24 protein-coding genes and 1 tRNA gene are annotated in these 22,068 nt (G+C 65.7%); 13 read left to right on the top strand and 12 right to left on the bottom strand.

Going from position 1 to position 22,068, the window contains the following annotated elements; translation table 11 throughout:
* Positions 1-16: 16 nt before the first annotated feature.
* From J2X44_RS14755 to fsa, 3 genes are all read right to left on the bottom strand, one after another.
* Positions 17-1,513 (bottom strand): acetyl-CoA acetyltransferase, encoded by a 1,497-nt coding sequence (locus tag J2X44_RS14755; protein ID WP_310085605.1) that lies wholly within the window; start codon positions 1,511-1,513, stop codon positions 17-19.
* A 119-nt stretch (positions 1,514-1,632) separates the two neighbouring features.
* Entirely contained in the window at positions 1,633-2,427 is a 795-nt protein-coding gene (locus J2X44_RS14750) for a crotonase/enoyl-CoA hydratase family protein (RefSeq protein ID WP_310085602.1), read from the bottom strand.
* Between the two features lie 194 nt (positions 2,428-2,621).
* Positions 2,622-3,272 carry a fructose-6-phosphate aldolase gene (fsa, locus tag J2X44_RS14745; protein WP_194953603.1) on the bottom strand — a complete coding sequence of 217 codons (651 nt, stop codon included), beginning with the start codon at positions 3,270-3,272 and terminating at the stop codon, positions 2,622-2,624.
* A 233-nt stretch (positions 3,273-3,505) separates the two neighbouring features.
* On the opposite strand from fsa, the gene radA reads away from it, so the two are divergent.
* The 4 genes from radA (at position 3,506) to J2X44_RS14725 (ending at position 7,877) form a co-directional block, all read left to right on the top strand.
* Positions 3,506-4,867, top strand: coding sequence for a DNA repair protein RadA (gene radA, locus J2X44_RS14740; protein WP_310085599.1), 1,362 nt, complete (start codon positions 3,506-3,508; stop codon positions 4,865-4,867).
* A 177-nt stretch (positions 4,868-5,044) separates the two neighbouring features.
* Positions 5,045-5,575 (top strand): CvpA family protein, encoded by a 531-nt coding sequence (locus tag J2X44_RS14735; protein WP_310085596.1) that lies wholly within the window; start codon positions 5,045-5,047, stop codon positions 5,573-5,575.
* Positions 5,572-6,000, top strand: coding sequence for an iron-sulfur cluster assembly scaffold protein (locus J2X44_RS14730; RefSeq protein WP_310085593.1), 429 nt, complete (start codon positions 5,572-5,574; stop codon positions 5,998-6,000). Before J2X44_RS14735 ends, J2X44_RS14730 begins: the two co-directional genes overlap by 4 nt.
* Positions 5,997-7,877 carry a cation:proton antiporter gene (locus J2X44_RS14725; protein WP_310085589.1) on the top strand — a complete coding sequence of 627 codons (1,881 nt, stop codon included), beginning with the start codon at positions 5,997-5,999 and terminating at the stop codon, positions 7,875-7,877. The genes J2X44_RS14730 and J2X44_RS14725 overlap by 4 nt, the downstream gene beginning before the upstream one ends.
* Here the strand turns inward: J2X44_RS14725 and aroB are convergent.
* Together aroB and J2X44_RS14715 are read right to left on the bottom strand one after the other, a co-directional pair.
* Entirely contained in the window at positions 7,874-8,980 is a 1,107-nt protein-coding gene (gene aroB / locus J2X44_RS14720; RefSeq protein WP_310249328.1) for a 3-dehydroquinate synthase, read from the bottom strand. The genes J2X44_RS14725 and aroB overlap by 4 nt on opposite strands.
* Positions 8,968-9,558 (bottom strand): shikimate kinase, encoded by a 591-nt coding sequence (locus tag J2X44_RS14715; RefSeq protein ID WP_310085584.1) that lies wholly within the window; start codon positions 9,556-9,558, stop codon positions 8,968-8,970. Before J2X44_RS14715 ends, aroB begins: the two co-directional genes overlap by 13 nt.
* Positions 9,559-9,685: 127 nt before the next feature.
* Between J2X44_RS14715 and J2X44_RS14710 the strand changes: the two genes are divergently transcribed.
* The 4 genes from J2X44_RS14710 (at position 9,686) to J2X44_RS14695 (ending at position 15,226) form a co-directional block, all read left to right on the top strand.
* Positions 9,686-11,503, top strand: a complete 1,818-nt coding sequence (locus J2X44_RS14710) for a hypothetical protein (protein ID WP_310085581.1) — start codon at positions 9,686-9,688, stop codon at positions 11,501-11,503.
* Between the two features lie 166 nt (positions 11,504-11,669).
* The gene (locus J2X44_RS14705) at positions 11,670-12,602 is read left to right on the top strand and encodes a tyrosine recombinase (protein ID WP_310087079.1); all 933 of its coding nucleotides are present in this window, start codon (positions 11,670-11,672) and stop codon (positions 12,600-12,602) included.
* 10 nt (positions 12,603-12,612) lie between these two features.
* Complete coding sequence (locus tag J2X44_RS14700; protein ID WP_310085580.1) at positions 12,613-13,560, top strand: acetyl-CoA carboxylase carboxyltransferase subunit alpha; 948 nt, start codon at positions 12,613-12,615, stop codon at positions 13,558-13,560.
* Between the two features lie 154 nt (positions 13,561-13,714).
* A complete protein-coding gene (locus tag J2X44_RS14695) occupies positions 13,715-15,226 on the top strand; it encodes a M48 family metalloprotease (protein WP_405053375.1) in 1,512 nt (503 codons plus the stop codon).
* A gap of 65 nt (positions 15,227-15,291) precedes the next feature.
* Here J2X44_RS14695 and J2X44_RS14690 read toward each other — a convergent pair whose 3' ends face one another.
* The 3 genes from J2X44_RS14690 to J2X44_RS14680 form a co-directional block, all read right to left on the bottom strand.
* Positions 15,292-15,462: a Flp family type IVb pilin gene (locus J2X44_RS14690; protein ID WP_137752146.1), complete on the bottom strand. Its 171-nt coding sequence runs from the start codon at positions 15,460-15,462 to the stop codon at positions 15,292-15,294.
* Between the two features lie 251 nt (positions 15,463-15,713).
* Positions 15,714-15,884 carry a Flp family type IVb pilin gene (locus J2X44_RS14685; RefSeq protein ID WP_310085576.1) on the bottom strand — a complete coding sequence of 57 codons (171 nt, stop codon included), beginning with the start codon at positions 15,882-15,884 and terminating at the stop codon, positions 15,714-15,716.
* A gap of 129 nt (positions 15,885-16,013) precedes the next feature.
* Positions 16,014-16,163 carry a Flp family type IVb pilin gene (locus J2X44_RS14680; protein WP_310085574.1) on the bottom strand — a complete coding sequence of 50 codons (150 nt, stop codon included), beginning with the start codon at positions 16,161-16,163 and terminating at the stop codon, positions 16,014-16,016.
* A gap of 87 nt (positions 16,164-16,250) precedes the next feature.
* Between J2X44_RS14680 and J2X44_RS14675 the strand changes: the two genes are divergently transcribed.
* Positions 16,251-16,679: a (deoxy)nucleoside triphosphate pyrophosphohydrolase gene (locus J2X44_RS14675; RefSeq protein ID WP_310085571.1), complete on the top strand. Its 429-nt coding sequence runs from the start codon at positions 16,251-16,253 to the stop codon at positions 16,677-16,679.
* Here J2X44_RS14675 and J2X44_RS14670 read toward each other — a convergent pair.
* Positions 16,676-17,527 (bottom strand): methyltransferase domain-containing protein, encoded by an 852-nt coding sequence (locus J2X44_RS14670; protein WP_310085567.1) that lies wholly within the window; start codon positions 17,525-17,527, stop codon positions 16,676-16,678. The genes J2X44_RS14675 and J2X44_RS14670 overlap by 4 nt on opposite strands.
* 42 nt (positions 17,528-17,569) lie before the next feature.
* Between J2X44_RS14670 and J2X44_RS14665 the strand changes: the two genes are divergently transcribed.
* The 4 genes from J2X44_RS14665 to J2X44_RS14650 all read left to right on the top strand — a co-directional run bounded on the left by J2X44_RS14665 (position 17,570) and on the right by J2X44_RS14650 (position 19,308).
* Positions 17,570-18,433: a ComF family protein gene (locus J2X44_RS14665; RefSeq protein WP_310085565.1), complete on the top strand. Its 864-nt coding sequence runs from the start codon at positions 17,570-17,572 to the stop codon at positions 18,431-18,433.
* A 3-nt stretch (positions 18,434-18,436) separates the two neighbouring features.
* The gene (grxC, locus tag J2X44_RS14660; protein WP_310085562.1) at positions 18,437-18,697 is read left to right on the top strand and encodes a glutaredoxin 3; all 261 of its coding nucleotides are present in this window, start codon (positions 18,437-18,439) and stop codon (positions 18,695-18,697) included.
* A 13-nt stretch (positions 18,698-18,710) separates the two neighbouring features.
* Entirely contained in the window at positions 18,711-19,184 is a 474-nt protein-coding gene (locus tag J2X44_RS14655; protein ID WP_310085559.1) for a DUF1178 family protein, read from the top strand.
* A 47-nt stretch (positions 19,185-19,231) separates the two neighbouring features.
* Positions 19,232-19,308, top strand: a tRNA-Arg gene (locus J2X44_RS14650).
* A gap of 188 nt (positions 19,309-19,496) precedes the next feature.
* On the opposite strand, the gene J2X44_RS14645 is transcribed toward J2X44_RS14650, so the two are convergent.
* The 3 genes from J2X44_RS14645 to J2X44_RS14635 are packed head-to-tail and all read right to left on the bottom strand — an operon-like array spanning position 19,497 to position 21,855.
* Complete coding sequence (locus J2X44_RS14645; RefSeq protein WP_310085557.1) at positions 19,497-21,158, bottom strand: recombinase family protein; 1,662 nt, start codon at positions 21,156-21,158, stop codon at positions 19,497-19,499.
* Positions 21,155-21,586 carry a DUF2924 domain-containing protein gene (locus tag J2X44_RS14640; RefSeq protein ID WP_310085553.1) on the bottom strand — a complete coding sequence of 144 codons (432 nt, stop codon included), beginning with the start codon at positions 21,584-21,586 and terminating at the stop codon, positions 21,155-21,157. The genes J2X44_RS14645 and J2X44_RS14640 overlap by 4 nt, the downstream gene beginning before the upstream one ends.
* Positions 21,583-21,855, bottom strand: coding sequence for a DUF3489 domain-containing protein (locus J2X44_RS14635; RefSeq protein WP_310085549.1), 273 nt, complete (start codon positions 21,853-21,855; stop codon positions 21,583-21,585). The genes J2X44_RS14640 and J2X44_RS14635 overlap by 4 nt, the downstream gene beginning before the upstream one ends.
* Positions 21,856-22,068 lie beyond the last annotated feature (213 nt).

Here is a 22,068-nt window from a genome sequence, read left to right as displayed (position 1 = left end):
GATTGACTGGTGCACCTCAGGTGGCGCGCCAGCCGAATCCGTCCTCCAGCGCCGCAATCCTGCCTGCGGTGCCGACCGGTTCGGCGGTGCCGTCGGTCAGGAACGCCAGCATCGCGGCGTCGGCGACATCGACATGCGCCAGGGTGCGCTCGCCATCGGGGGTGCGCGCCACGACGACCCCGGCTTTCGGGCTGCCGTCGCGGCCGTAAAAGACCGTGTAGCTTTCGATCGTCGCGGGTCCGGCATAGTCTTCGATCAGGTCTGGAACTGTGCCGCGTTTTGCTTCGGCTTCGGCCTGATAGTCGAAATCCTGTGGGAAACTGGCGGCGGCGATCGGGTCTTTGCCCAGCACGATGCAATGATTGTCGGTGGCGAACCCGCCATTGGCGAACAGGAAGCCAGTGCGACCCTCGCCGCGCAATTTGCCGACCATCGAGACGATCGCGTGGCTCATATAATTGGCGATCGGGCCGCCGCCAAAGGTCAGCCCGCCAAACACGGTGGCGGGGCGATCAACCGGCCAGTCCAGGATGCGCCGCGCCATTTTGGGCACGCAGGGAAAGCAGCTGTACAGTTCGACATGGTCGAAATCCTGCGCGGTCATGCCGTTGAGCGCGAGGGTGCGGCGGATGCTGGTTTCCATGCTGACGCTGCCGTCATAACGGTCGCGGTGGAGGATGCTCGCGGGCTCTTTTGCCGCGGCGCCCATGCCAACGTAAATCAGGCGGTCCTCCGGAATGCCGCGGCGCCAGGCTTCGGCCAGGCTGGCGACGATGAAGCCCGCGCCCTGGTTAACCGACGAATTGGCGACCATCAGCTTCGAATAGGGGAAGGCGATCGGGCGGTTGCGTTCGTCGATGGTCAATATGTCGTCGGGGGTTGCAGGCTTGCGGATCCACGCCCCGTCGTTCGCCGCCGCAACTTCGGAAAAGCGTGACCATATTCCGGCGCTCTCGGCCTGCGCGGCGGACAGGCTTTGCCCCCACGCGGCTCGGGTCGCGTTTTCATAGAGCGGATAGACATCGACCGGTGCTGCAAGACCGTGAAACTGAGCGTAGTTGGGTTCGCGCCGCGTCGCGACCTTGCGGATCGCATTATAGCTTTTGTCCTCGCCGCTCGCCGCCTTGGCGGCACGCCCCGCGGCGGTGCGCAGCGCCTCGCCGCCGACCACCGCCGCCAGTTTTATCTCGCCCGCGCCGATCCGGTTGGCAGCCTCGTTGAGCAGGCGCACCGGCGTGTCGCCGTGCGGCGCGGCGGATTGATAGTTGATCGCGGGCTTCGCGCCGATGGCGGCGGCGAGGGGTTCGCACAGCTTGCCGAGGTGGTGGAAGCTGATCTGATCGACGATCGCGAGGCTGTCGAGATCGGCGAGCGATACGCCAGCGTCATCGGCGGCGACCTTGAGCGCCGCGACCATCAGCCCAAGCGAATCCAGCCCCTGATCGGGATCGGCGGGTCGGTCATTGACCTGTCCGACCCCGATGATGACGGGAATACGCTCGGGGTCAGTCATTCCAATTCTCCGTTCGTGTCGAGCGAAGTCGAGACACCTCGCAGGCAAGCGCCAAGCCGATGGGCATCTCGACTTCGCTCGATGCGAACGGAAATTGGGGACTTATAGTCGTCGTCATTTTAGCGCGCTTTCCATTCGGGCTTGCGCTTTTCGGCGAAGGCGCGCGGGCCTTCGCGGGCGTCCTCGCTGCGCATCAAGGCGCTGCGTTCGATCGTGTTGTGCTCCCAATAGGGCGCGTCCGCAGCAATCCGCCCGTCCTGGATGCCAAGTGCGACGCGCTTCGACGCCTGCACCGACAGCGGCGCGTTGGCGGCGATCCTCTCGGCCAGCGCGATCGCGGTGGGCAGCAGGTCGGCGAGCGGCACCACATGGTTGACGAGGCCGAATTCGGCGGCGCGCGCGGCAGGGATCGGGTCGCCGGTCAGCATATATTCCATCGCCAGCTTGCGCGGCAGTTGCTGGGCAAGACGGAACGCGCCGCCCGCTGCGGCGAACAGTCCGACCTTGACTTCGGGCAGCCCGAATTGCGCGTGATCGGCCGCGATGATGATGTCGCTCATCAGCGCGATCTCGCAGCCACCGCCGAACGCGAAGCCGTTGACCGCGGCGATGATCGGCTTCGAGATCGGGTGCGACACCATGCCGGCGAATCCCCAAGCCTGTTGCGCCGGATCGTCGGGATAAAGACTTTCGCCGCGCGACAGGGCGACCAGATCGGCGCCGGCGCAAAAGCTCTTGTCGCCCGCGCCGGTGATCACGACCGCGCGGATTTCGGGGTCGGTTTCAGCGGTTTCGAGCGCGTTGCCGATGCCGATATGGACCGCGGCATTGACCGCGTTACGCGCCTCGGGCCGGTTGATCGTGATGATCAACAAGTGCCCGCGGCGTTCGGTTAAGATGGTGGTGTCGGTCATCGCGAATCTCTCCCTTTGGCAGGAGTATCGCGGTTGGTTGACGTTTACGTCAACTGTAATCCTCCCCGGAACGGGGAGGGCGACCACCGAAGGTGGCGGAGGGGGCGGGCTGCATAAAGCGGCGTCGCGCAAGGACGCCGACCCCCTCCGTCAGCGCTGCGCGCTGCCACCTCCCCGCAAATGGGGAGGATCAATCAGATCGACTGACCGGTTTTCGCCCAATCCGCCAGGAAGCCTTCGATGCCCTTTTCGGTCAGGATGTGCTTGAACAGCCCCTTGATCACCGACGGGGGCGCGGTCATCACGTCGGCGCCGATCTTTGCGGCCTCGAGCACGTGGATGCCGTGGCGCACGCTGGCGACGAGGATTTCGGTCTCATAGCCATAGTTGTCGTAGATCAGCCGGATGTCGGATATGAGCTGCATCCCGTCGAAGCCATTGTCGTCGTGACGGCCAACGAACGGCGAGACAAAGGTCGCGCCCGCCTTTGCGGCCAGCAAAGCTTGCGCCGCCGAAAAGCAGAGCGTGACATTGACCATCGTGCCATCGCTGGTCAGCGCCTTGCAAGTTTTCAGCCCGTCGATCGTCAGCGGCACCTTGATGCAGACATTGTCGGCAATTTTGCGGAGAATCTCTGCCTCCTGCATCATCGTATCGTGATCGAGCGCGACGACCTCCGCCGACACCGGGCCGGTCGTCAGCGCGCAGATTTCGCGGGTCACTTCCTTGAAATCGCGCCCCGACTTGGCGATCAGCGACGGGTTGGTGGTGACCCCGTCGAGCAGGCCGGTCGCGGCGAGTTCCTGAATGTCGGCGATTTCGGCGGTGTCGGCGAAGAATTTCATCGGATTGGCTTTCTGTCGGAAGGGCGATTCGGGGGTTGCTGAATGCCCTAGAGCAATGGCTGCGAAAACTGAACCGTCGCTGCCTTTCTTCGTCATGCCGGACTTGATCCGGCATCTATAGCAGCGGTGTTGCATGGACCCCGGATCAAGTCCGGGGTGACGAGAATGGAGAAGGGGCTGGCGGTCATGGAAAAGGACTAGCGTTCCACGTTTGTTCCGATTATGCGCCAATCATGGCCAAAGCGAAACGCCAATATGTCTGCCAGAATTGCGGCTCCGCCACCTATCGCTGGCAGGGGCAATGTGCCGATTGCGGCGAGTGGAACACGCTGGTCGAGGAAGCGGGCGAGACGGTCTTTTCGGCCAAGCATGACCTGAGCAAGGGCGGGCGCACGATCGCGCTCGAAACGCTGAATGCCGAAAGCAAGATGCCCGACCGGATGCTGTGCGGCATCGCGGAATTCGACCGCGCACTCGGCGGTGGCTTTGTTGCGGGGTCGGCGACCTTGATCGGCGGCGATCCGGGGATCGGCAAGTCGACCTTGTTGTTGCAGGCGGCGGGGCGGCTGGCGCAGGCGGGCAAGTCGGTCGTCTATATCAGCGGCGAGGAAGCGGCGGCGCAGGTGCGGCTGCGCGCGCAGCGGCTGGGGCTCGGCGATGCGCCGGTGGCGCTCGCCAGCGCGACGTCGGTGCGCGACATCTTGGCGACGCTCGATCGGCAGACTGCCGATTTTGTCGTCATCGATTCGATCCAGACGATGCACAGCGACCTGATCGACAGCGCCCCGGGGACGGTCAGCCAGGTCCGCGCCAGCGCGCAGGAACTGATCCGCTATGCCAAGGACAGCGACGCCGCGATCGTGCTGGTCGGGCATGTCACCAAGGACGGGACGATCGCGGGGCCGCGGGTGCTGGAACATATGGTCGACACCGTGCTGGCGTTCGAAGGCGAGCGCAGCCATCAATATCGCATCCTGCGTGCAGTGAAGAACCGCTTTGGCGGCACCGACGAGATCGGGGTGTTCGCGATGGGCGAGGACGGGCTGGGCGAAGTGAGCAACCCGTCGAGCCTGTTCCTGACCGACCGCAGCCGCGATGTGCCGGGATCGGTGGTGTTTCCCGCACTGGAGGGCACCCGCCCGGTGCTGGTCGAGGTGCAGGCGCTGACCGTGCGGCTGGCGAGCGGGGCGACGCCGCGGCGCGCAGTGGTCGGCTGGGACAGCGGGCGGCTGGCGATGGTCCTCGCGGTGCTGGAGGCGCGCTGTGGGCTCCAGATGGGTGCCGCCGAAGTCTATCTCAACATTGCGGGCGGTTACCGTTTGACTGACCCCGCCGCCGATCTGGCGGTTGCCGCGGCGCTGATTTCGGCGTTCAGCGAGCGGCCGGTGCCGGCCGATGCGATCGTGTTCGGCGAATTGTCGCTGTCGGGCGAGGTGCGGCAGGTGTCGCACGACGGGCTGCGGCTGCGCGAGGCGGCAAAGCTGGGTTTTTCGCGCGGCTGGGGGCCAAAGGGGATGAAGCCGGTCGGCGGGATTTCGGTGACCGGTTTCGAACGGCTCGGCGAACTCGTTGACCTGATGCTCGGTCGCGATTAGGTCGGGCCTTTCAACGCCGTTCGTCCTGAGGAGGGCTCTGAGCCTGTCGAAGAGCCCGTCTCGAAGGACTTTGCGTTGCGCTGGTGTCCTTCGAGACGCCATTTCGACTTCGCTCAATGGCTCCTCAGGACGAACGGATTTGGGTCTGAACCAAATGAGAGATTATCGCGGGCGGAAATGGCAAGTCTGACAGCTCTGGATATTCTTGTGCTGACGCTCGTCGGCGGCAGTGCGGTGCTCGGTTTTTCGCGCGGCCTGGTGCAGGAAGTGACGACGTTGCTCGCCTGGATATTGGCGATCGCGGCGGTGCGGTTCTTTCACGCCATAGTCACCGACCTGCTCACCGGGTGGGTCGGCAGCGGTGGCGGCGCGGCGATGCTGGCGTTCGTCTTGCTGTTCGGCGGGGTGTTCGCCTTTGCCAAATGGGGGTCGCGCGCGATGGGAAAGCGCAGCCGCGCGTCGCTGGTCGGCGGCTTCGACCGCGGACTGGGCGCGGGGTTCGGCGCGGTCAAAGGCCTGATGATCGCGGCGCTCGGTTTCATGGGGCTGACGCTGCTTTACGACATCGGTTACGGCAACGCACAGCGCCCGGCGTGGATGACCGACAGCCGCACATATCCGGCGCTCAATGCGACCAGCCAGGCGCTGAGCAAGGTGATCGCCGAGCGCCGCGCCGAAGCGCGTGCGGCCGAGGCGGCAACGCCATGAGTGCGCCGCTGTATAACCGCGACATTTTGGCGCTGGCGGTCGCGACGGCCGAACATCTGCCCAATCCCGACGCGCGCTATCACGCGACCGCGCGCGCGCCGCTGTGTGGCAGCCGGATCCTGCTCGACCTTGACGCCGATGACGCGGGACGGGTGACGGGGATCGGCATGCATGTCGAGGCCTGCGCGCTGGGACAGGCCGCCGCGACGTTGCTCGCGCGGCATGTGACGGGACAGGGTCTGGGCGAAATACGCGGCGTGCGCGATGCGATCGCGGGCTGGTTCGGAGGCACCGGCGACGCGCCCGACTGGCCGGGGTTCGACTTGCTCGCCCCGGCGCGCGACTATCCGGCGCGGCAGGGCGCCATCCTGCTGCCGTTCGACGCCGCGATCCTGGCGCTCGAAAAACAGGGTGCGCGGGTGTGAGCCTGCTGACGATCACCGCGGCCGCGACCGAAGTCGCGGCGGAACAGGCGACCGATACGGCGCTGTTCGAGGGCGCGATCCTCCTCGGCGTGGCGACCTTGTTCGTGCTGCTGTTCCGCCGTCTCGGGCTGGGCGCCGTGCTCGGCTATCTGATCGCCGGGTCGCTGGTCGGCCCCTATGGCCTGGGGCTGGTCGGCGGCGGCGAATCGAAGCTCGCCTTTGCCGAAATCGGCATTGCCTTCCTGCTGTTCCTCGTCGGGCTCGAACTGCATCCACGCCGCCTGTGGGACATGCGCCGCGCGATCTTCGGGCTGGGTCTGGCGCAGGTCGTGGTGACCGGGCTGATCCTGTCCGGGTTAATTTTCCTGACCCTGGGCTTCAGCTGGCAGGCGGCGCTGGCGCTCGGGCTGCCGCTCGCGCTTTCGTCGACCGCGCAGGTGCTGCCCAGCCTGAAAAGTTCGGGCCGGATCAATTCGCCGTTCGGCGAAAAGGCGTTTTCGATCCTTTTGTTCCAGGATCTGGCGATCGTGCCGATGATCACGATCGTCGCCGCTTTGTCGCGCGCGCCCGCCGATCCGTCGGCGCCGCCGGGGTGGGAGATGGCATTTTTCACGGTGTGGGCGATCGTCGTCCTCGTCCTCGCCGGACGCTTTGTCGTCAACCCGCTGCTGCGGATCATCGGGCGTTATGGCGAGCGCGAATTGTTCGTGGTCGTCGGCCTGCTCGTCGTGCTCGCCAGCGCCGCGTTCATGCACAGCCTGCACCTGTCGACCGCACTGGGCGCGTTCATCGCCGGGGTGATGCTCGCCGATTCGCCCTATCGGCACGAGATCGAGGCCGATGTCGAACCCTTCCGCCTCGTCCTGCTCGGGCTGTTCTTCCTCGCGGTCGGCATGGTGCTCGACCTCAATGTCATTCGCGACGATCCGCTGCGCGTCGTGGCGCTCGCCGCCGGGCTGGTCGCGGTCAAGGTCGCGGTGCTGACCGTCATCGTTCGCCTGTTCGGCAAACCGTGGAGCGTCGCGCTGGGGCTGGGGCTGCTGCTCAGCCAGGGCGGCGAATTCGGCTTTCTGCTGTTCACGCAGGCAACCGAAGCGCAGCTGATCGCGCCCGAGGCGGCCAGCCTGTTCAGCGCCGTCGTGACGTTGTCGATGATTTCGACCCCGTTCCTGATGCTGTTCGCGCGCAACCTGGAATTTGCCCCCGAAAGCGTCGAAGCCGATCTTGACGATCCCGAACATGCGCCGCGCGGGTCGGCGATCGTGGTCGGCTTTGGCCGGTTCGGGCAGATCGTGACGCAGATGCTGCACGCGGTCGATTGTTCCGTGACGCTGATCGACAAAAAGGCCAGCCAGATCGAGACATCGGGGCGTTTCAATACCAAGGTCTATTATGGCGACGGGTTGAAGGTTGATGTCCTGCGCCGCGCCGACGCCGAACATGCCCGACTGATCATTTTTTGCACCGACGACCGAAGCTTCGATGCGGCGGTGCTGGCGCCGATCGTCGCGGCGTTTCCCAAGGCCAAGATCCTGACCCGGGTGTTCGACCGCCGCCAGCTGATGGCGATCGACGGCGTCGGGGTCGATGGTGCGGTGCGCGAAACCTTTGAAAGCTCGATCGCGCTGGGGCTGCTGGCGCTGCAACAGATTGACGTCGGCGCCGACGAGATCGCCGATGTCGAACAGGCGCTGCGCCACCTCGATGCCGAGCGCCTGCACGCCCAGATCAGCGAAGGCGATCTGACCGCGGGGATGGACCACCGCTTTATCGCGGGCGGCGGACGGCAGGCGGCAAGCGTGCTGGAAACGCTGCGCGAACGGCGGCGCGCGGCAAAGCTGGCTAAGGAAGAGGGCGAGGCGGCGGCTGGCGTCTAGCGCACCCGCTCGCCGTCCAGAAACGCCGCCACCGCATCCAGCCCGAATTCGTCGGTAACAAAACTCTGCCCGATGCCGCGGGTCACGATCAGCGGCAGCTTGCCGCCGCGGACCTTTTTGTCGTGCGCCATATGGCCCGCCAGCGTCGCCCCGTCGGCGCCGACCCCGGCGCTCGCCAGATCGTGCGGCAGGCCCACGGCGGCGAGATGCGCAGCAACACGCTCGGCGTCGGAACGCGAGCAAAGGCCTTGCGCGGCCGAAAAGCGGTGCGCCAGCGCCATGCCCGCGGCCACCGCTTCGCCGTGCAGCAGCCTGTCCGAATAGCCGGTCTCGGCCTCGAGCGCATGGCCGAAGCTGTGGCCCAGGTTGAGCAGCGCCCGAATGTCCTGCGTCTCGCGTTCGTCGGCGGCGACGATGCGCGCCTTGGCGGTGACGCTATGGGCAATCGCATGGGCGCGGGCTGCGCTGTCGCCGGCGAGCAGCGCCGCGCCATGCGTTTCGCACCAGGCGAAGAATTCGGCATCGTCGATCAGGCCATATTTGACCACTTCGGCATAGCCCGCGGCGAGATCGCGGCGCGGCAACGTGTCGAGCGTCGCCGGGTCGATGACCACCAGCGCGGGCTGGTGGAACGCGCCGATCATGTTCTTGCCCGCCGCTACGTTGATCGCGGTCTTGCCGCCGACGCTGCTGTCGACCTGCGCCAGCAGGGTGGTCGGCACCTGAATGAAGTGGCAGCCGCGCTTGACGATGCTGCACGCAAAGCCGACGAGATCGCCGATCACCCCGCCGCCCAGCGCGATGACATGATCGCTGCGCTCGATCCCTTCGCCAATCAGCCATTCGGTCAGCCGTGCGAGCCCGGCCCAGCTTTTGGTGGCTTCGCTGGGTTCGAGGACGAAGGAGGAAAAAGAGATATTGGCCATTGCCAGCGACGTGCCGAGCGGGACCAGATAATGGTCGGCAACATGCGCGTCGGTGACGATCATCGTCCGCGGGCGTTTCAGCAGCGGTGCGACATGCTCGCCGATGCCGCGGATCAGGCCGTTCTCGATCAGGATCGGATAGCTGCGGGCGCCAAGGTCGACGGTCAGCTGTTCCATTGCGGTTCTTCCCACTTTGACAGGGCGTCCAGGATCGCGCGCACCGTCTGGTCGTGCGGGGTGCTCGCCGAACTGACGCGCAGATGCGCCTCGGCATAGATCGGGTTGCGCACCGCCGCCAACTCGCGCAGCACCGCGCCGGGGTCGCGATTCTTGAGCAGCGGACGGTGACTGCGCCGCCCAACGCGTTCGACGAGCGTGGGAATATCGGCGTCGAGCCAGACGCATAGGCTGCTCTGCAGGATCAGTGCGCGGGTTTCGGCGTTGATAAAGGCGCCGCCGCCGGTCGCGAGCACCATCGGCCTTTCGGCGAGCAGGCGGGCGATGACGCGGCGCTCACCGTCGCGGAAATGCGCTTCGCCAAAGCGTTCGAAAATATCGGAGATCGTCATGTCGGCGGCGCGTTCGATTTCGTCATCGGCGTCGGCGAAGCGCATCCCGAGCCGGGCCGCCAGGCGGCGACCAACGGTTGATTTCCCCGATCCCATCAGGCCGACGAGCACGATCGAGCGGTCGCGGATCGCGGTAGGGATCGCGCTCGCGCTGTTTGGCGCCGGGCTTTTCGGGTTTCGCGACATGGTGCGCGCGGCTATACCGCCCGGGACGCGCGGAACAACGGTTTTCGGCGATGGACGACGGCGCGGCCGAACGGGCGCGAAGGATTGGGGTAGACGTGGCCGACAAGATTGCCGAAAGCGCAGCGCAATGACGAAAAAACTGCTGACGCTAACCCTGGGCCTGTCGGGCACCGCGCTCGCCGCCGCGCTGGTGCTGCCTGCAATCGCGCAGGAGTCGCTGCTGCCCGAAGGTTTTGGCAATTCACCGGAAACCCCGGCGCCGCGCCCGACGCCAACGCCGTCGCAAAGCCCCACACCCACCGCGACGCCGAAAAACGGCACGGTCCCGCCGCCGGTGACCGCAACGGTCGGCGCCGCCCATACCGCCGGGGGGCCCACCGACGCGACCGACGAAGAAGTTGAGGATGGTGAAGAGGTCGCGCCCGGCACGCTGAAATATGACCTGCCGCCCGGTGCACGGCGGCTGCTCACCCGCATCGGGCCATTGACCCCCGAAACCGGCGGGCTCGCTCCCGATGCTTTTGGGGTGCGCGGTCAATATGCCGCGGCGATCATGCGGCGGACCAATGGCCAGTTCGCCTCGCGCTGGGGGCAGATATTGCTCCGCCGCGCGCTCGTATCGGCCATCGATACGCCCGACACGATCAATGGCGCCGATCTCGCCGCCGAGCGCGCGTCGCTGCTGCTGCGAATGGGCGAATCGATTGCGGCGCGCTGGATCATTCAGGCGGTCGATTACGACCGCGCCAGCCCGCGACTGGTCGCGGCGGCGCAGCAGACCTATCTGGCCAATGCCGATCCGGCGGGCATGTGCGCTTATGTTCCCGCGGGCCTTGCCCATGGCGACGAACAGGCGTGGCGGCTGTCGGCGGCGATCTGTTCGGGGCTGGCAGGCGAGGCGGGGCCGGCGGGCTGGGCGATCAGCCGGGTGCGGTCGAGCGGCCGGATTTCAAACTTCGACATATTGCTCGCCGAACGCGTGCTGGGCGCGACGGGCAGCGGCCGCCGCTCGACGACGATCGAATGGGACAATATCGACCGGCTGACCAGCTGGCGGTTTGGCATGGCGACCGCGACCGCCGTTCCGGTTCCCGAAGCGCTGCGGACCGCGGCGCCCGCCAATATCAAGGGCTGGACGGTGCTGGCGCCGATGACCGACATGGCGAGCCGCGTTGCCGCGGCGCCCGAAGCGTCGGCGCGCGGCGTGCTGTCGAGCGAAGCCTATGTGTCGTTGCTGAGCGCCGCGGCAAGCGAGGAAGAACCCGCCGAGGCTTTGGCGGCGCAAACCGATCAGCTTCGCGCCGCATTCGGTTCGGCGCGCGGCGCCGATCGCTATACCGCGATGCAGGGGATCTGGGCCGCCGGCACGACCCCGGTGCAGCGTTATGCCGCAATGGTATCGACCGCGCGGGCCGCCGCAGCACTGCCGGTCCGCACCGAGGTTGGCGACGACCCGTGGCAGCTGCTGGGATCGATGCTGGCGGGCGGTTTTGACGACAATGCCATCGCCTGGGTGCCAACGGTCACGGTGGGCAGCCGGGCGTGGGGTGTGCTGGCGGTCGGGTCGCCGCGGCCGTTGACCGGCACCACCGCGGGCACCATCGAACAGTTTTCGGGCAGCGACGATAGCGCCGATATGCTGCGGTCGAAATTCCTGCTTGCCGGGCTGGCCGGGCTGGGGCGGATCGACGCGGACGCCGCCGCGTCGGCAGCAAACGACCTCGAGGTCGATCTGGGCAAGCAGACGCGTTGGTCGCGCGCGATCATGGCCGCCGCCGAGCGCCGCGAACCGGGCATGGTCGCCTTGCTCGCGGCGACGGGGATGCAAGGCGAATGGTCGAAAGTGCCGCCCTATCATCTCTATCATATCGTCCGCGCGCTGCGTGAGGTGGGACTGGCTTCCGAGGCGCGGATGATCGCCGCCGAAGCGCTGGTGCGTGTTTGACGCTATGCTTCGCATTATCAGCCATTCGTCCTGAGGAGCCATTGAGCTTGTCGAACTGGCGTCTCGAAGGACCTGGGCATATGTCCTTCGAGACGGGGCTTCGACAGGCTCAGCCCACTCCTCAGGACGAACGGCTTTTGCTTTTATCCGGTTGGGCGAGGAACGGCTGGTGACCGATGCAGCGGCGATCGACCGCTTTCTCGAGATGATGGCGGCCGAACGCGGTGCTTCGCGCAACACGCTTGCCGCCTATCGCCGCGATCTGGCGCAGGCGGCGGAGTTGGTCACAGGCCCGCTCGCCGATGCCGACGTGGCGGCGTTGCGCCAATTGATGGCCGATTATCAATCGCTTGCGGCGAGCAGCGCGGCGCGCAAGCTGTCGGCGCTGCGCCAGTTTTTTGCCTTTCTGCTCGATGAGGGCGATCGCGCCGACAACCCGGCGCTCGACATTGCGCGCCCATCGACACGCCGCCCGCTGCCGCGCATCCTGACCCACGAGCATGTCGAGCGATTGTTCGCGCAGGCCGAAGAGGAAGCTGCGGGTGATACGCCGCCTGCCGCCGCGATCCGCATGCTGGTGCTGCTCGAACTACTCTACGGGTCGGGGCTACGCGCCAGCGAACTGGTGTCGCTGCCGCGCCGCGCGATGGCGGGGGAGCGCGAATATCTGATCGTGCGGGGAAAAGGCGACAAGGAACGGCTGGTGCCGCTGTCGGATCGCGCCCGCGGCGCGCTCGATCGCTGGCTGCCGCTGCTCGCCGACCGGTCGCTCTGGCTGTTCCCGTCGGGTAAGAGCCATGTGTCGCGGGTCCGGCTATTCCAGATGCTGCGCGAATTGGCGGGGCGGACCGGGATCGACCCGACCGCGGTCAGCCCGCATGTGCTCCGCCACGCCTTTGCTACCCATCTGCTCGAAGGCGGGGCCGATCTGCGCGCCTTGCAGCTGATGCTGGGGCACGCCGACATCGCGACGACCGAAATCTATACCCATGTCGATAGCCGCCGCCTGGTCGAACTGGTCAACCAGCGGCACCCGCTGGCGCGAATGGACGTCGGGCCGGCGTCGGCAGACGTTGACGTTGCGGCGCCATCGGCTTAGCGGTCCGACGATGACAGCCTTTCTGGACTTCGAAAAACAGGTCGCCGCGCTCGATCGGCAGATTGCCGAACTGCGCGAAATGGGGGACGACCCCACGCTCAATATCGACAGTGACATCGCGCGTCTGGAGGATAAATCCTCGAAATTGCTGCGCGACATCTATGCGAAGCTGACCCCGTGGCAAAAGACCCAGGTCGCGCGCCATCCCGACCGCCCGCATTTCAAACATTATGTCGCCGAGCTGTTCGATGACTGGATGCCGCTGGCCGGCGACCGCAATTTTGGCGACGATCAGGCGATTTTGGGCGGGCTGGCGCGCTTTCGCGGCCGCCGCGTCATGGTCATCGGCCATGAAAAGGGCGACGATATTCCGTCGCGGATGAAGCATAATTTCGGGATGGCGAAGCCCGAGGGCTATCGCAAGGCGATCCGCCTGATGCAGCTCGCCGACCGCTTCGGCCTGCCGGTGGTGACGCTGGTCGATACCTCGGGCGCCTTTCCCGGCATCCAGGCCGAGGAGCGCGGTCAAGCCGAGGCGATTGCCCGCTCGACCGAGCAATGTCTGGCGCTGGGTGTGCCGATGGTCGCGGCGATCGTCGGCGAGGGCGGTTCGGGCGGCGCGATCGCGCTGGCGGCGGCGAACCGCGTGCTGATGTTCGAGCATGCGGTCTATTCGGTGATTTCGCCCGAAGGCTGCGCGTCGATCCTGTGGCGGACGTCCGACAAGGCCGCCGATGCCGCCGCGGCGATGAAGATGTCGGCGCAGGATTTGCTGGGGCTCAAGATCATCGACCGCATCGTCCCCGAACCCGTCGGCGGCGCGCACCGCGACCCCGATGCTGCCATCGCCGCGCTGGGCGACGCGATCGCGCAGGAGCTGGACAGCCTGTCGGGCTTGCCGCGCGATGCGATCCTGGCGGCGCGCGAGGAGAAGTTCCTCGCCATGGGACGCGCCTGACCCCGCGCGCCTGACCGCCCGCAATCGCGGAACCCGATCGCGGCGATTTGCGTTCACCGACAAGAGGCTGGCAAGCCGTCGTTCAGGCGCGGCTTGCTTAGCCGCGCAGAAGGGATATTCCCGGACGAAGGCGCAGCATGTGGGAGGTGAACCGATGACCCGAACAAAGAAAAATGGCTTGGCAATCAAGCTGGCGGCGACCGCGGCGCTTGGAAGCCTGGCCTTGACCGGTCCCGCCGACGCGCAGCTGAAAGCGATCAAGACCGCGACCAATATCTCGCCGTCCGAACGCAAGCAGGGCGACGAGGCGCATCCGCAGCTGATGGCCGAATTCGGCGGCGCGTATAGCGGCCCACAAACGGCCTATGTCGTTCGCGTCGGCCAGAATATCGCGCTGCAATCGGGGCTGTCGAACGCGCGCAACGATTTTACCGTCACGCTGCTCAATTCGCCGGTGAACAACGCCTTCGCGATCCCCGGCGGCTATGTCTATGTCACCCGCCAGTTGATGGCGCTGATGAACGACGAAGCCGAACTCGCCGGCGTTCTGGGCCACGAGGTCGGCCATGTCGCCGCCCAGCACAGCAAGAAACGCCAGTCGGCAGCGACGCGCAACCAGATTCTCGGCGTCCTTGGCGCGGTGCTCGGCGGCGCGATCGGCGACAGCGGAGGCGTGCTCGGCGGGCTTGGCGGGCTGCTCCAGAATAATGCGATGCAGGTCGCGCAGCTCGCGACCCTGGGCTTCTCGCGCAGTCAGGAACTCCAGGCCGACCAGCTAGGCGTGCAATATCTGCGGAGCGCGGGTTATGACCCGCTGGCGCTGTCGACGATGCTGGCCAGCCTCGCCAACCAGACCAACCTCGACGCGCGATTGTCGGGCGGCGATGCGCGCTCGCTGCCCGCATGGGCGAGCACCCATCCCGATCCCGCCTCGCGCGTCCGCAACGCCCAGACGCTGGCGAGCCGCGTCGGCGGCACCGGCGGGACGCGCAATGCCGACGCCTTTCTGGCCGCGATCGACAATGTTCTGTACGGCGACGATCCGGCGCAGGGCGTCGTTGAAGGCAATCAATTCCTGCACCCCGACCTCAGGCTGCGATTCGCGGTGCCCAACGGTTACGGGATGCAGAATGGTACGACCGCGGTGACGGTCAGCGGCAATGGCGGGCAGGCGCAGTTTACGACGGGTCCGTACAGCGGCGACATGAACGCCTACATCGCCGCGGCGTTCAAATCGGTCGCGGGAAACACTGCGATCAGCCCCAGCGCAGTGCAGCGCACCACGGTGAACGGCGTCCCCGCCTCCTATTCGACCGCGCGCGTCGCCAGCCAATCCGGGCAGGTCGATGTGACGGTTTTTGCCTATGAATTTTCGCGCAGCAGCGCGTTCCACTTCGTTACGCTGACCAAGGCGGGCGGGACGGGAACGTTCAATTCGATGTTCAACAGCGTCCGGCGCCTCAGCGCGGCGGAAGCGGCGGCGATCAAGCCGCGGCGGATCGACGTGGTGACGGTGGGGCGCGGCGATACGATGGCCAGCCTGGCGCGGCGCATGGCGTACAGCAATTATCAGGCCGAACGGTTCCAGGTGCTCAACCGCCTGACCGCGTCGAGCCGGTTGACCCCGGGGCAAAAGGTCAAAATCGTCGTCTACGCGAGCCGTTGACCGGTAAGCAGGCAAAAAAAGGGGCGGTGTTTCCACCGCCCCTTTCTTTTTTTGCGACCGTGTAATTACGGTGCGGTGTTCAGGTTGGTGTTCACCTTGTTGAAGGTGTTGCTGACGCTGTTACCAACTGCACCCATTGCGGTGATGCCGGCGACGGCGATCAGAGCGGCGATGAGGCCGTATTCGATGGCGGTCGCAGCTTTGGTATCGCGGACGAACTTTTTGATGAACTTCATGACTGGTCTCCTGATTTCACTTACCCTGTTGACGGTCTGGTCTGGGTCAACACTGGCTGGTTTAGGACGAATAGGTTTTGAAAATCTTAATGGTGGGATTGGCGTAAACGGGTCTGCCAGTCCCAAAATTGAACAGGAGGTTTCTGCCGTCATCGCCTGGACCTTGCGGGGCGGTCTCCGCTGACCAGGCTGCTTCGAGACAAAAAAAGGGGCGGTGTTTCCACCGCCCGCTTTTGATCTGGTGCCGATCGTTACGGCGCGGTGTTCAGGTTGTTGTTGACCTTTTTGAACGTGTTGCTGACGCTGTTGCCGACGGCGCCCATGGCCGTGATGCCCGCAACGGCAATCAGGGCAGCGATCAAGCCATATTCAATGGCGGTCGCGGCCTTCGTACTCCGAACGAATTTCTTGATGAATGTCATGACTGGTTCCCGATCTCGCTATCCCGTAGACACGCTGGTCCGTGCCGACAGCGTTCGGTGTAGAGCGATATGGTTTTGAAAATCTTAAAGGCTTTCCAGGCCTTGTGCCAAAATCGGACGGTGATCCGGCTACATTACGCTGGTCGATGCATTCGAAACATTGTTCCACATCTTGGTGGTGGAATTTGCGGTGCCGCCGATCGCGGTTACGCCCGCGAGAAAGATCAGGGCGAGTATCAGCCCATATTCGACGGCTGTGGCGGCCCTGGTCGACCGCATCAGCCTGTAAATGTTGCCCATTGTTCCACCCCTGACTGGCATAATGTTCCCCGAGGATAGCCATAGTCGCATAGGAAGGTTAACAATTTGTCCGTGTCAAACCCCGGAAAACCGCCAAAAACAGGGCTTGTCGTCGTCGCGGCGGCGCTGGTTGATCGCGATGGCCGGCTGCTGGTTCAGCAACGCCCCGACGGATTGTCGATGGCGGGATTGTGGGAGTTTCCGGGCGGCAAGATCGAACCGGGTGAAACCCCGGAGGAGGCGCTGATCCGCGAACTCGGCGAGGAACTGGCGATCGATGTCGATCAAGCATGCCTCGCCCCTGCCTGTTTCGCCAGCGACATGCTGGGCGAGCGGCATTTGCTCTTGCTGCTCTATGTCTGCCGCAAATGGCGCGGCACGCCGGTCGCCCAACATGCCAGCGCGCTGCGTTGGGTGCGTCCGGTCGAACTGCACGGCTTGGCCATGCCGCCCGCCGACAAGCCGCTGATCGGGTTGCTGGAGGCGCTGGTTTAGCCTTTCCGCTGGAGCGCGTCGCTCAGCGACGCCGTGCCGCTGCCGCGCCGCGCGGGCTGCGGCTGATCCGGATGCGGCGCCCAGCCGCTGAAATGGACGAGGCGCAGACTTTCGGCGATGCGGCCGTCGGGATCGGCCTGCGCCGCAAAGGCCGCGGCGATTTCCGCCACTTCTGCGCGGGTCAGCGGCGGCGGGGCAGGGCTCAGGCGGCTCGCAAGCCCGGTCGCGCGCAGGTCGCGAACCAGCGCCAACCAGTCGCCGTAGCGCACCGTCAACGCCTCGACATCGACAACGGGCAGGGTGAAACCGACGCGCTGGAGCAGATTGCCCATTGCCGCGAGGTCGATCTGGGGGTGCAGCCGCGCGATCGGACGCACCCCGTCGGTCATCACCGCGCGGCGCAGCCGCGGCAGGCTGCCGTCGCCGACGAATGCACCGAGCAACAGACCGTCAGGCGCAAGGAGTGCGCGCAGGCGCAGCAGCGCGCCGGGGACGTCGTTGACGCTTTCGAGCCCGCCGGGCCAGACGATCAGGTCGAAACTGGCCAAGGGCAGGTCGATCGCGTCGGCCTCGACCGCCAGCGCGCCAATTGCCGCCGCCAACTGGCGACCCCCCTCGATGATCGTCAGCGCGCTGCCAGTGCCGCGCAAATGATCGATCAACGCCCGGTCGTGCGCGCCGATGAGCAGCGTGCGCGAAAAGTCGCGCGTCACCATCGCGAGCCGGTCGAGCAAGGTGTCGGCGATGATCGGCGCGAGGAAGTTGGCCGACGCGGGCAGGTGCGCGAGCCGATCGCGCTGAGCGCGGTGGCGGGCGGGGGAAAATAACTGGCGGGGCGGCTGCGACATGCGCCGCTTGTGCCGCCCCCGGCGATGCTTCACAAGCGGCGGATGGCCACGGCGACCGGGGATGTCGAAGAAAAGTGCGTATCGCCCGGAGCATGGTTCCGCGGCTTGCGAACCGTCGGCCGCGCGGTCGTTGATTATGCGCTGCCGCCGCGCTGCCCCGGCTGCGGCGTCATCGTCGGCGCAGACCGGCAATTCTGCCTGGCGTGCTGGACGTCGCTCGAATTCCTCGACGGACCCGCCTGCGCGCACTGTTCGATCCCGTTGCCGACGGCGCTGCCCGGCGGACCGATCGCGTGCGGCGCCTGTCTTGCCAGCCTGCCGCCCTTCGACGGCGCGCCGGCCGCGGTGGCTTATGGCCCGGTGGCGCGCACCGTAGCGCTGCGGCTGAAATATGGGCGGCGGACCGGGCACGCGCGGTTGATGGCGCGGCTGATGGCGCGGCAACTGACCGCGCTTGGCGACGCCGCCGACATCCTGCTGGTGCCCGTGCCGCTACACCGTTGGCGGCTGTGGTCGCGCGGTTTCAACCAGGCGGCGCTGGTCGTCGACGAACTGGCGCGCGTCACCGGCGCGCCGCGTGATCACCACCTGCTGCTCCGGGTCAAATCGACCGCATCGCTGCGCGGCAAGGGACGGCGCGAGCGCGAGCGGATCGTCGCCGGGGCGTTTGCGCTCGCGGGCGATGCCCGGGCGCGGGTGGCAGCGCGGCACGTCGTGCTGATCGACGACGTCCACGCCAGCGGCGCAACCCTGCGCGCGGCGGCAAAGGTCCTGCGGCGCAGCGGCGCGGCGCGGGTGTCGGCGCTCACCTGGGCGCGCGTCGTTCCCGAGGCGCTGATGACGAGCAACATATTTGACTTTGCTTCGTTGGATTCCGATATGTCGGATCAGATGATGACAGGATAGGCCATGGCCAAGATCGAAGTATTTACCAAATTCCTCTGCCCCTATTGTTCGCGCGCCAAGGCGCTGCTCGATCGCAAGGGCGCCGAATATCAGGAAATCGACGTGACGATGGACCGCGCCGGGTTCGACGCGATGGTCGAACGCGCCGGCGGCGCGCGCACCGTGCCGCAGATCTTCATCGACGGACAGCATATCGGCGGCAGCGACGACATGGCGGCGCTCGAGGCGCGCGGCGGGCTCGACCCGCTGCTGGGCCTAGCTTGAGTTTGGGCTGACCTTGATCGTTTTCGACCTTTGTTGCGCCGCCGGAGATCATCGTTTCGAAGCCTGGTTTGCGAGCAGCGACAGTTTCGCCGATCAACAGACGCGCGGGCTGATCGGCTGCCCGGTGTGCGGGGACAGCGACGTCCGCAAAGCGGTGATGGCGCCGCGGATCGGTGCCAAGTCAAACCAGCAGGTCGTCACGGCGCCGACGATGCCGGAACAGCCTGCGCCAGCGGGCGACGTGTCCACTGAACTGGTCCGCCGAGTGGTCGCCGAAATTGCCGCCAAGCAGGCGGAGATGCTGCCGCAATCGCGCTGGGTAGGGCGCGATTTTGCCGACGCGGCGCGCGCAATGCACGAAGGCCGCGCCGCCCATGACCTGATCCACGGCCAGGCCTCGCCGGGGGAGGCGCAGGCGCTGCGCGATGACGGGATTGCAGCGATGCCGCTGCTGGTGCCGATCGTCCCGCCCGATGCGGTTAATTGACCTGGCGATTGACGCTCGCCGCCTCGCGCCGCTACACGAACCGCGGCGCACCCGTAGCTCAGCAGGATAGAGCATCAGATTCCTAATCTGGGGGCCGTGGGTTCGAATCCCGCCGGGTGCACCACGCACATCTAAGTGACTGATATAATTCATATATATTGGAAATTGAAGGCTTAACCGGCGCAGTTCCGCGGGCTTCTCGCAAGTGGATTCTAATTGTGGTCAGAGACCGCGACGCGAGAGCCCGAGATTATGTCCAAACGGTGCCGCGTCTCCGCCGGCGTTTTTTGTGGCCACCACAGTGACCACAGATCATTCAAATCCGAGCATTTCCCGCTGCTTGGTCCATCCGAGCGGGAGGCCAGGGAGCTTAAGCAGACCTCGGCTGGTCAGCGTCGCGGGCTGCGTGCCGTCGAGGATCGCAGATGTGATGTCGGGTGCGAGATAAGCGAGGCGTGCCAACCGCTCGATGTGGCGGTTGCCGCGAGGGGCGGTGCTCGAGAACAAAGCGGCGCGACCTCGATGACCCTTGGTAATTAGTGCGACGAGGTTCGGATCAGGTGTCTTTTCGGCGGGCGCGTTCCCGGCGATCACCAGCCGAGCGCCGCGCTTGCGGTGCGTGATGTTGGTGCTGACCATCAGCGCAATACGGTGGTCGTTACCTGCTAATGTGCCGACGTCGTGATCCAGCGCTGCGAGCAGCGCGGAGTGGGCAACGCTGGCTTCCACCCGATCACGATGGATGATGAGGGAGAAGTTTAGGCGGGTGAGCAGCGAGTGCGCGCCATCTATTGCATGCGGTCCGAAGTGCCGTGCAAATTCTGCCGCGGTCGCCAGTCGTCGCCGCGTCGTGACGGTATCGCCATCACCGCACAGACGGGCAAGTTGTGCCTCGTCCACAAGAAGCGCCCGTAGCGCTTCGCGCACTGCGGCTTCGAGACGCCGTGCAGGTACGCGGGCGACCGGTGCCGCCGATGAACCCGTGAGACCGCGATCAATGTCCTTGCTGATGCTCGACACATAATAATGGTAACGTCGACCCTCCTTCACCGTGAACGAGGGCGACATCGGCCGACCGGCTGCATCATGGATCATGCCGGTGAGCAGGGCGGTACCGCCGCCTGTTGTTGCATTGCCTCGTTCGGCGGCAGAGGCCCTGAGCTTCGCCTGGACCGCACCCCACAGGTCCAGCGGAATAATGCCGTCGTGCTGGCCTTCGTGCAGCTTATCCTTGTGGCGCAGCTTGCCGATGTAGATCGGGTTCGACAGCAGCCGGTAGAGAGCGCCGCGCGAGAATGACACGCCGCCGCGCGCTCCGGTTTTTCCCTGCTGTATCTTGGTGCGGACGCCCTGCGTGTCGAGCGTCTCCTTCAGTGCTCGAACCGATGGCTCGTCCAGATAGGACCTGAAAATATGCGCGACGGTGGCGGCTTCGGTCGGGTTTGCGAGCAGCTTGCGGTCCTGCACATCATAGCCGAGCGGCACATTGCCGCCCATCCAGATACCGCGAGCCTTGGACTGGGCCACCTTGTCGCGCACGCGCTCGGCTATGACCTCGCGCTCGAACTGCGCGAACGACAGCAGGACGTTGAGGGTCAGCCGCCCCATGCTGGTGGTCGTGTTAAACGCCTGGGTCACGCTGACAAACGAGGCGCCCGCCGCATCGAGCACATCGACGATCCGCGCGAAGTCCGACAGGGCGCGGGTAAGGCGGTCGACCTTGTAGACGACGATCACGTCGACCTTCCCCGCGCGCACATCGCCGAGCAAGCGTGCGAGGGCCGGGCGGTCCATGGTGCCGCCCGAGAACCCGCCATCGTCATAGGCGGTAGGAACCAGTACCCAGCCTTCGGCCTTCTGGCTGGTCACATAAGCGTCGCAGGCCTCACGCTGGGCGTCGAGGCCTGCGAGGCCTATGTCGAGCCCTTCCTCGGTCGACTTGCGGGTGAAAATGGCGCAGCGCAGCTTCTTCACGAGCGCGTTCCGAAGAAGCGCGGTCCCGACCAGCGTGCGCCGGTGATCGCGCGGGCAATCGCGGAAAGCGAACTCCAGGTCTGACCGTCGTAGCGATAGCGGCCTTCGGCTTCGACGGTCACGCGATGGGTTTGACCACCCCACTCGCGCAGGATCTGTGTGCCGTGGCCAAGGCTTTTGCGACAGCCGACCAGCGTGGCGCTATCCCCGCCGACTGAGGCCGCAAGCTCCAGAAGGCGGCGCTCAAGACGCTTGTCGATACCGCCTGCCAACGCGACCTGCACGCAGTGCGCGAGATCGCGGGCGAGCAGGCTTGGTGCGATGACGGGAGCGGGTACGCCGTGCGCACGCTCCCATTCCGCAACTATCTGTTCTGCGCTCATGTCAGCGATGGCCTCGACCGATGCAATGCTGATCTTGGCGGTCATTCGCCGATCCGATAGACCGTGACGCTAACCTGCTTGCCGCATACAACTGCGTGACCCTTTTTGCGCAGGCCGGTGAGCGCCGCGCGCGTCGTATGCTGCAACCAGCCGAAGCTGTTGCTCAGCTCTTCGATGCTGACGCCGTCCGGCGTCTTGAGCATCGCTAGCAGCTGTTCGATTTTGGTCGGTGAGCGACGTGCGCCCGAGGCTGCTGGCGCATCTGCTACATTGGCCGATGCGTTCGCCGGCTGCGATTTGCGTCTCGTTGTCATGGGTGGTCTCCTCGATGGGATTCCGGCACCATGCCGGTCCCACCACCCAGAGCCCCGCTGGTCGTCCAGTCGAGGATATCGCCGATGCAATTGTCGCGTTCGGCGGCGCCCCCGACCAATGCTCGATGTTCGCGCGTAGTCCAGTGGAATGTCGGCTTGGCGCCTCATTTCGGTCGTTCCGGCCATGATCACGCGGTGCCTGAAAGCGGTCAT

It is taken from the genome of Sphingopyxis sp. BE259 (genome assembly GCF_031457495.1).
GTDB lineage: Bacteria > Pseudomonadota > Alphaproteobacteria > Sphingomonadales > Sphingomonadaceae > Sphingopyxis.
This window is presented reverse-complemented; position numbering and strand designations above follow the sequence as displayed.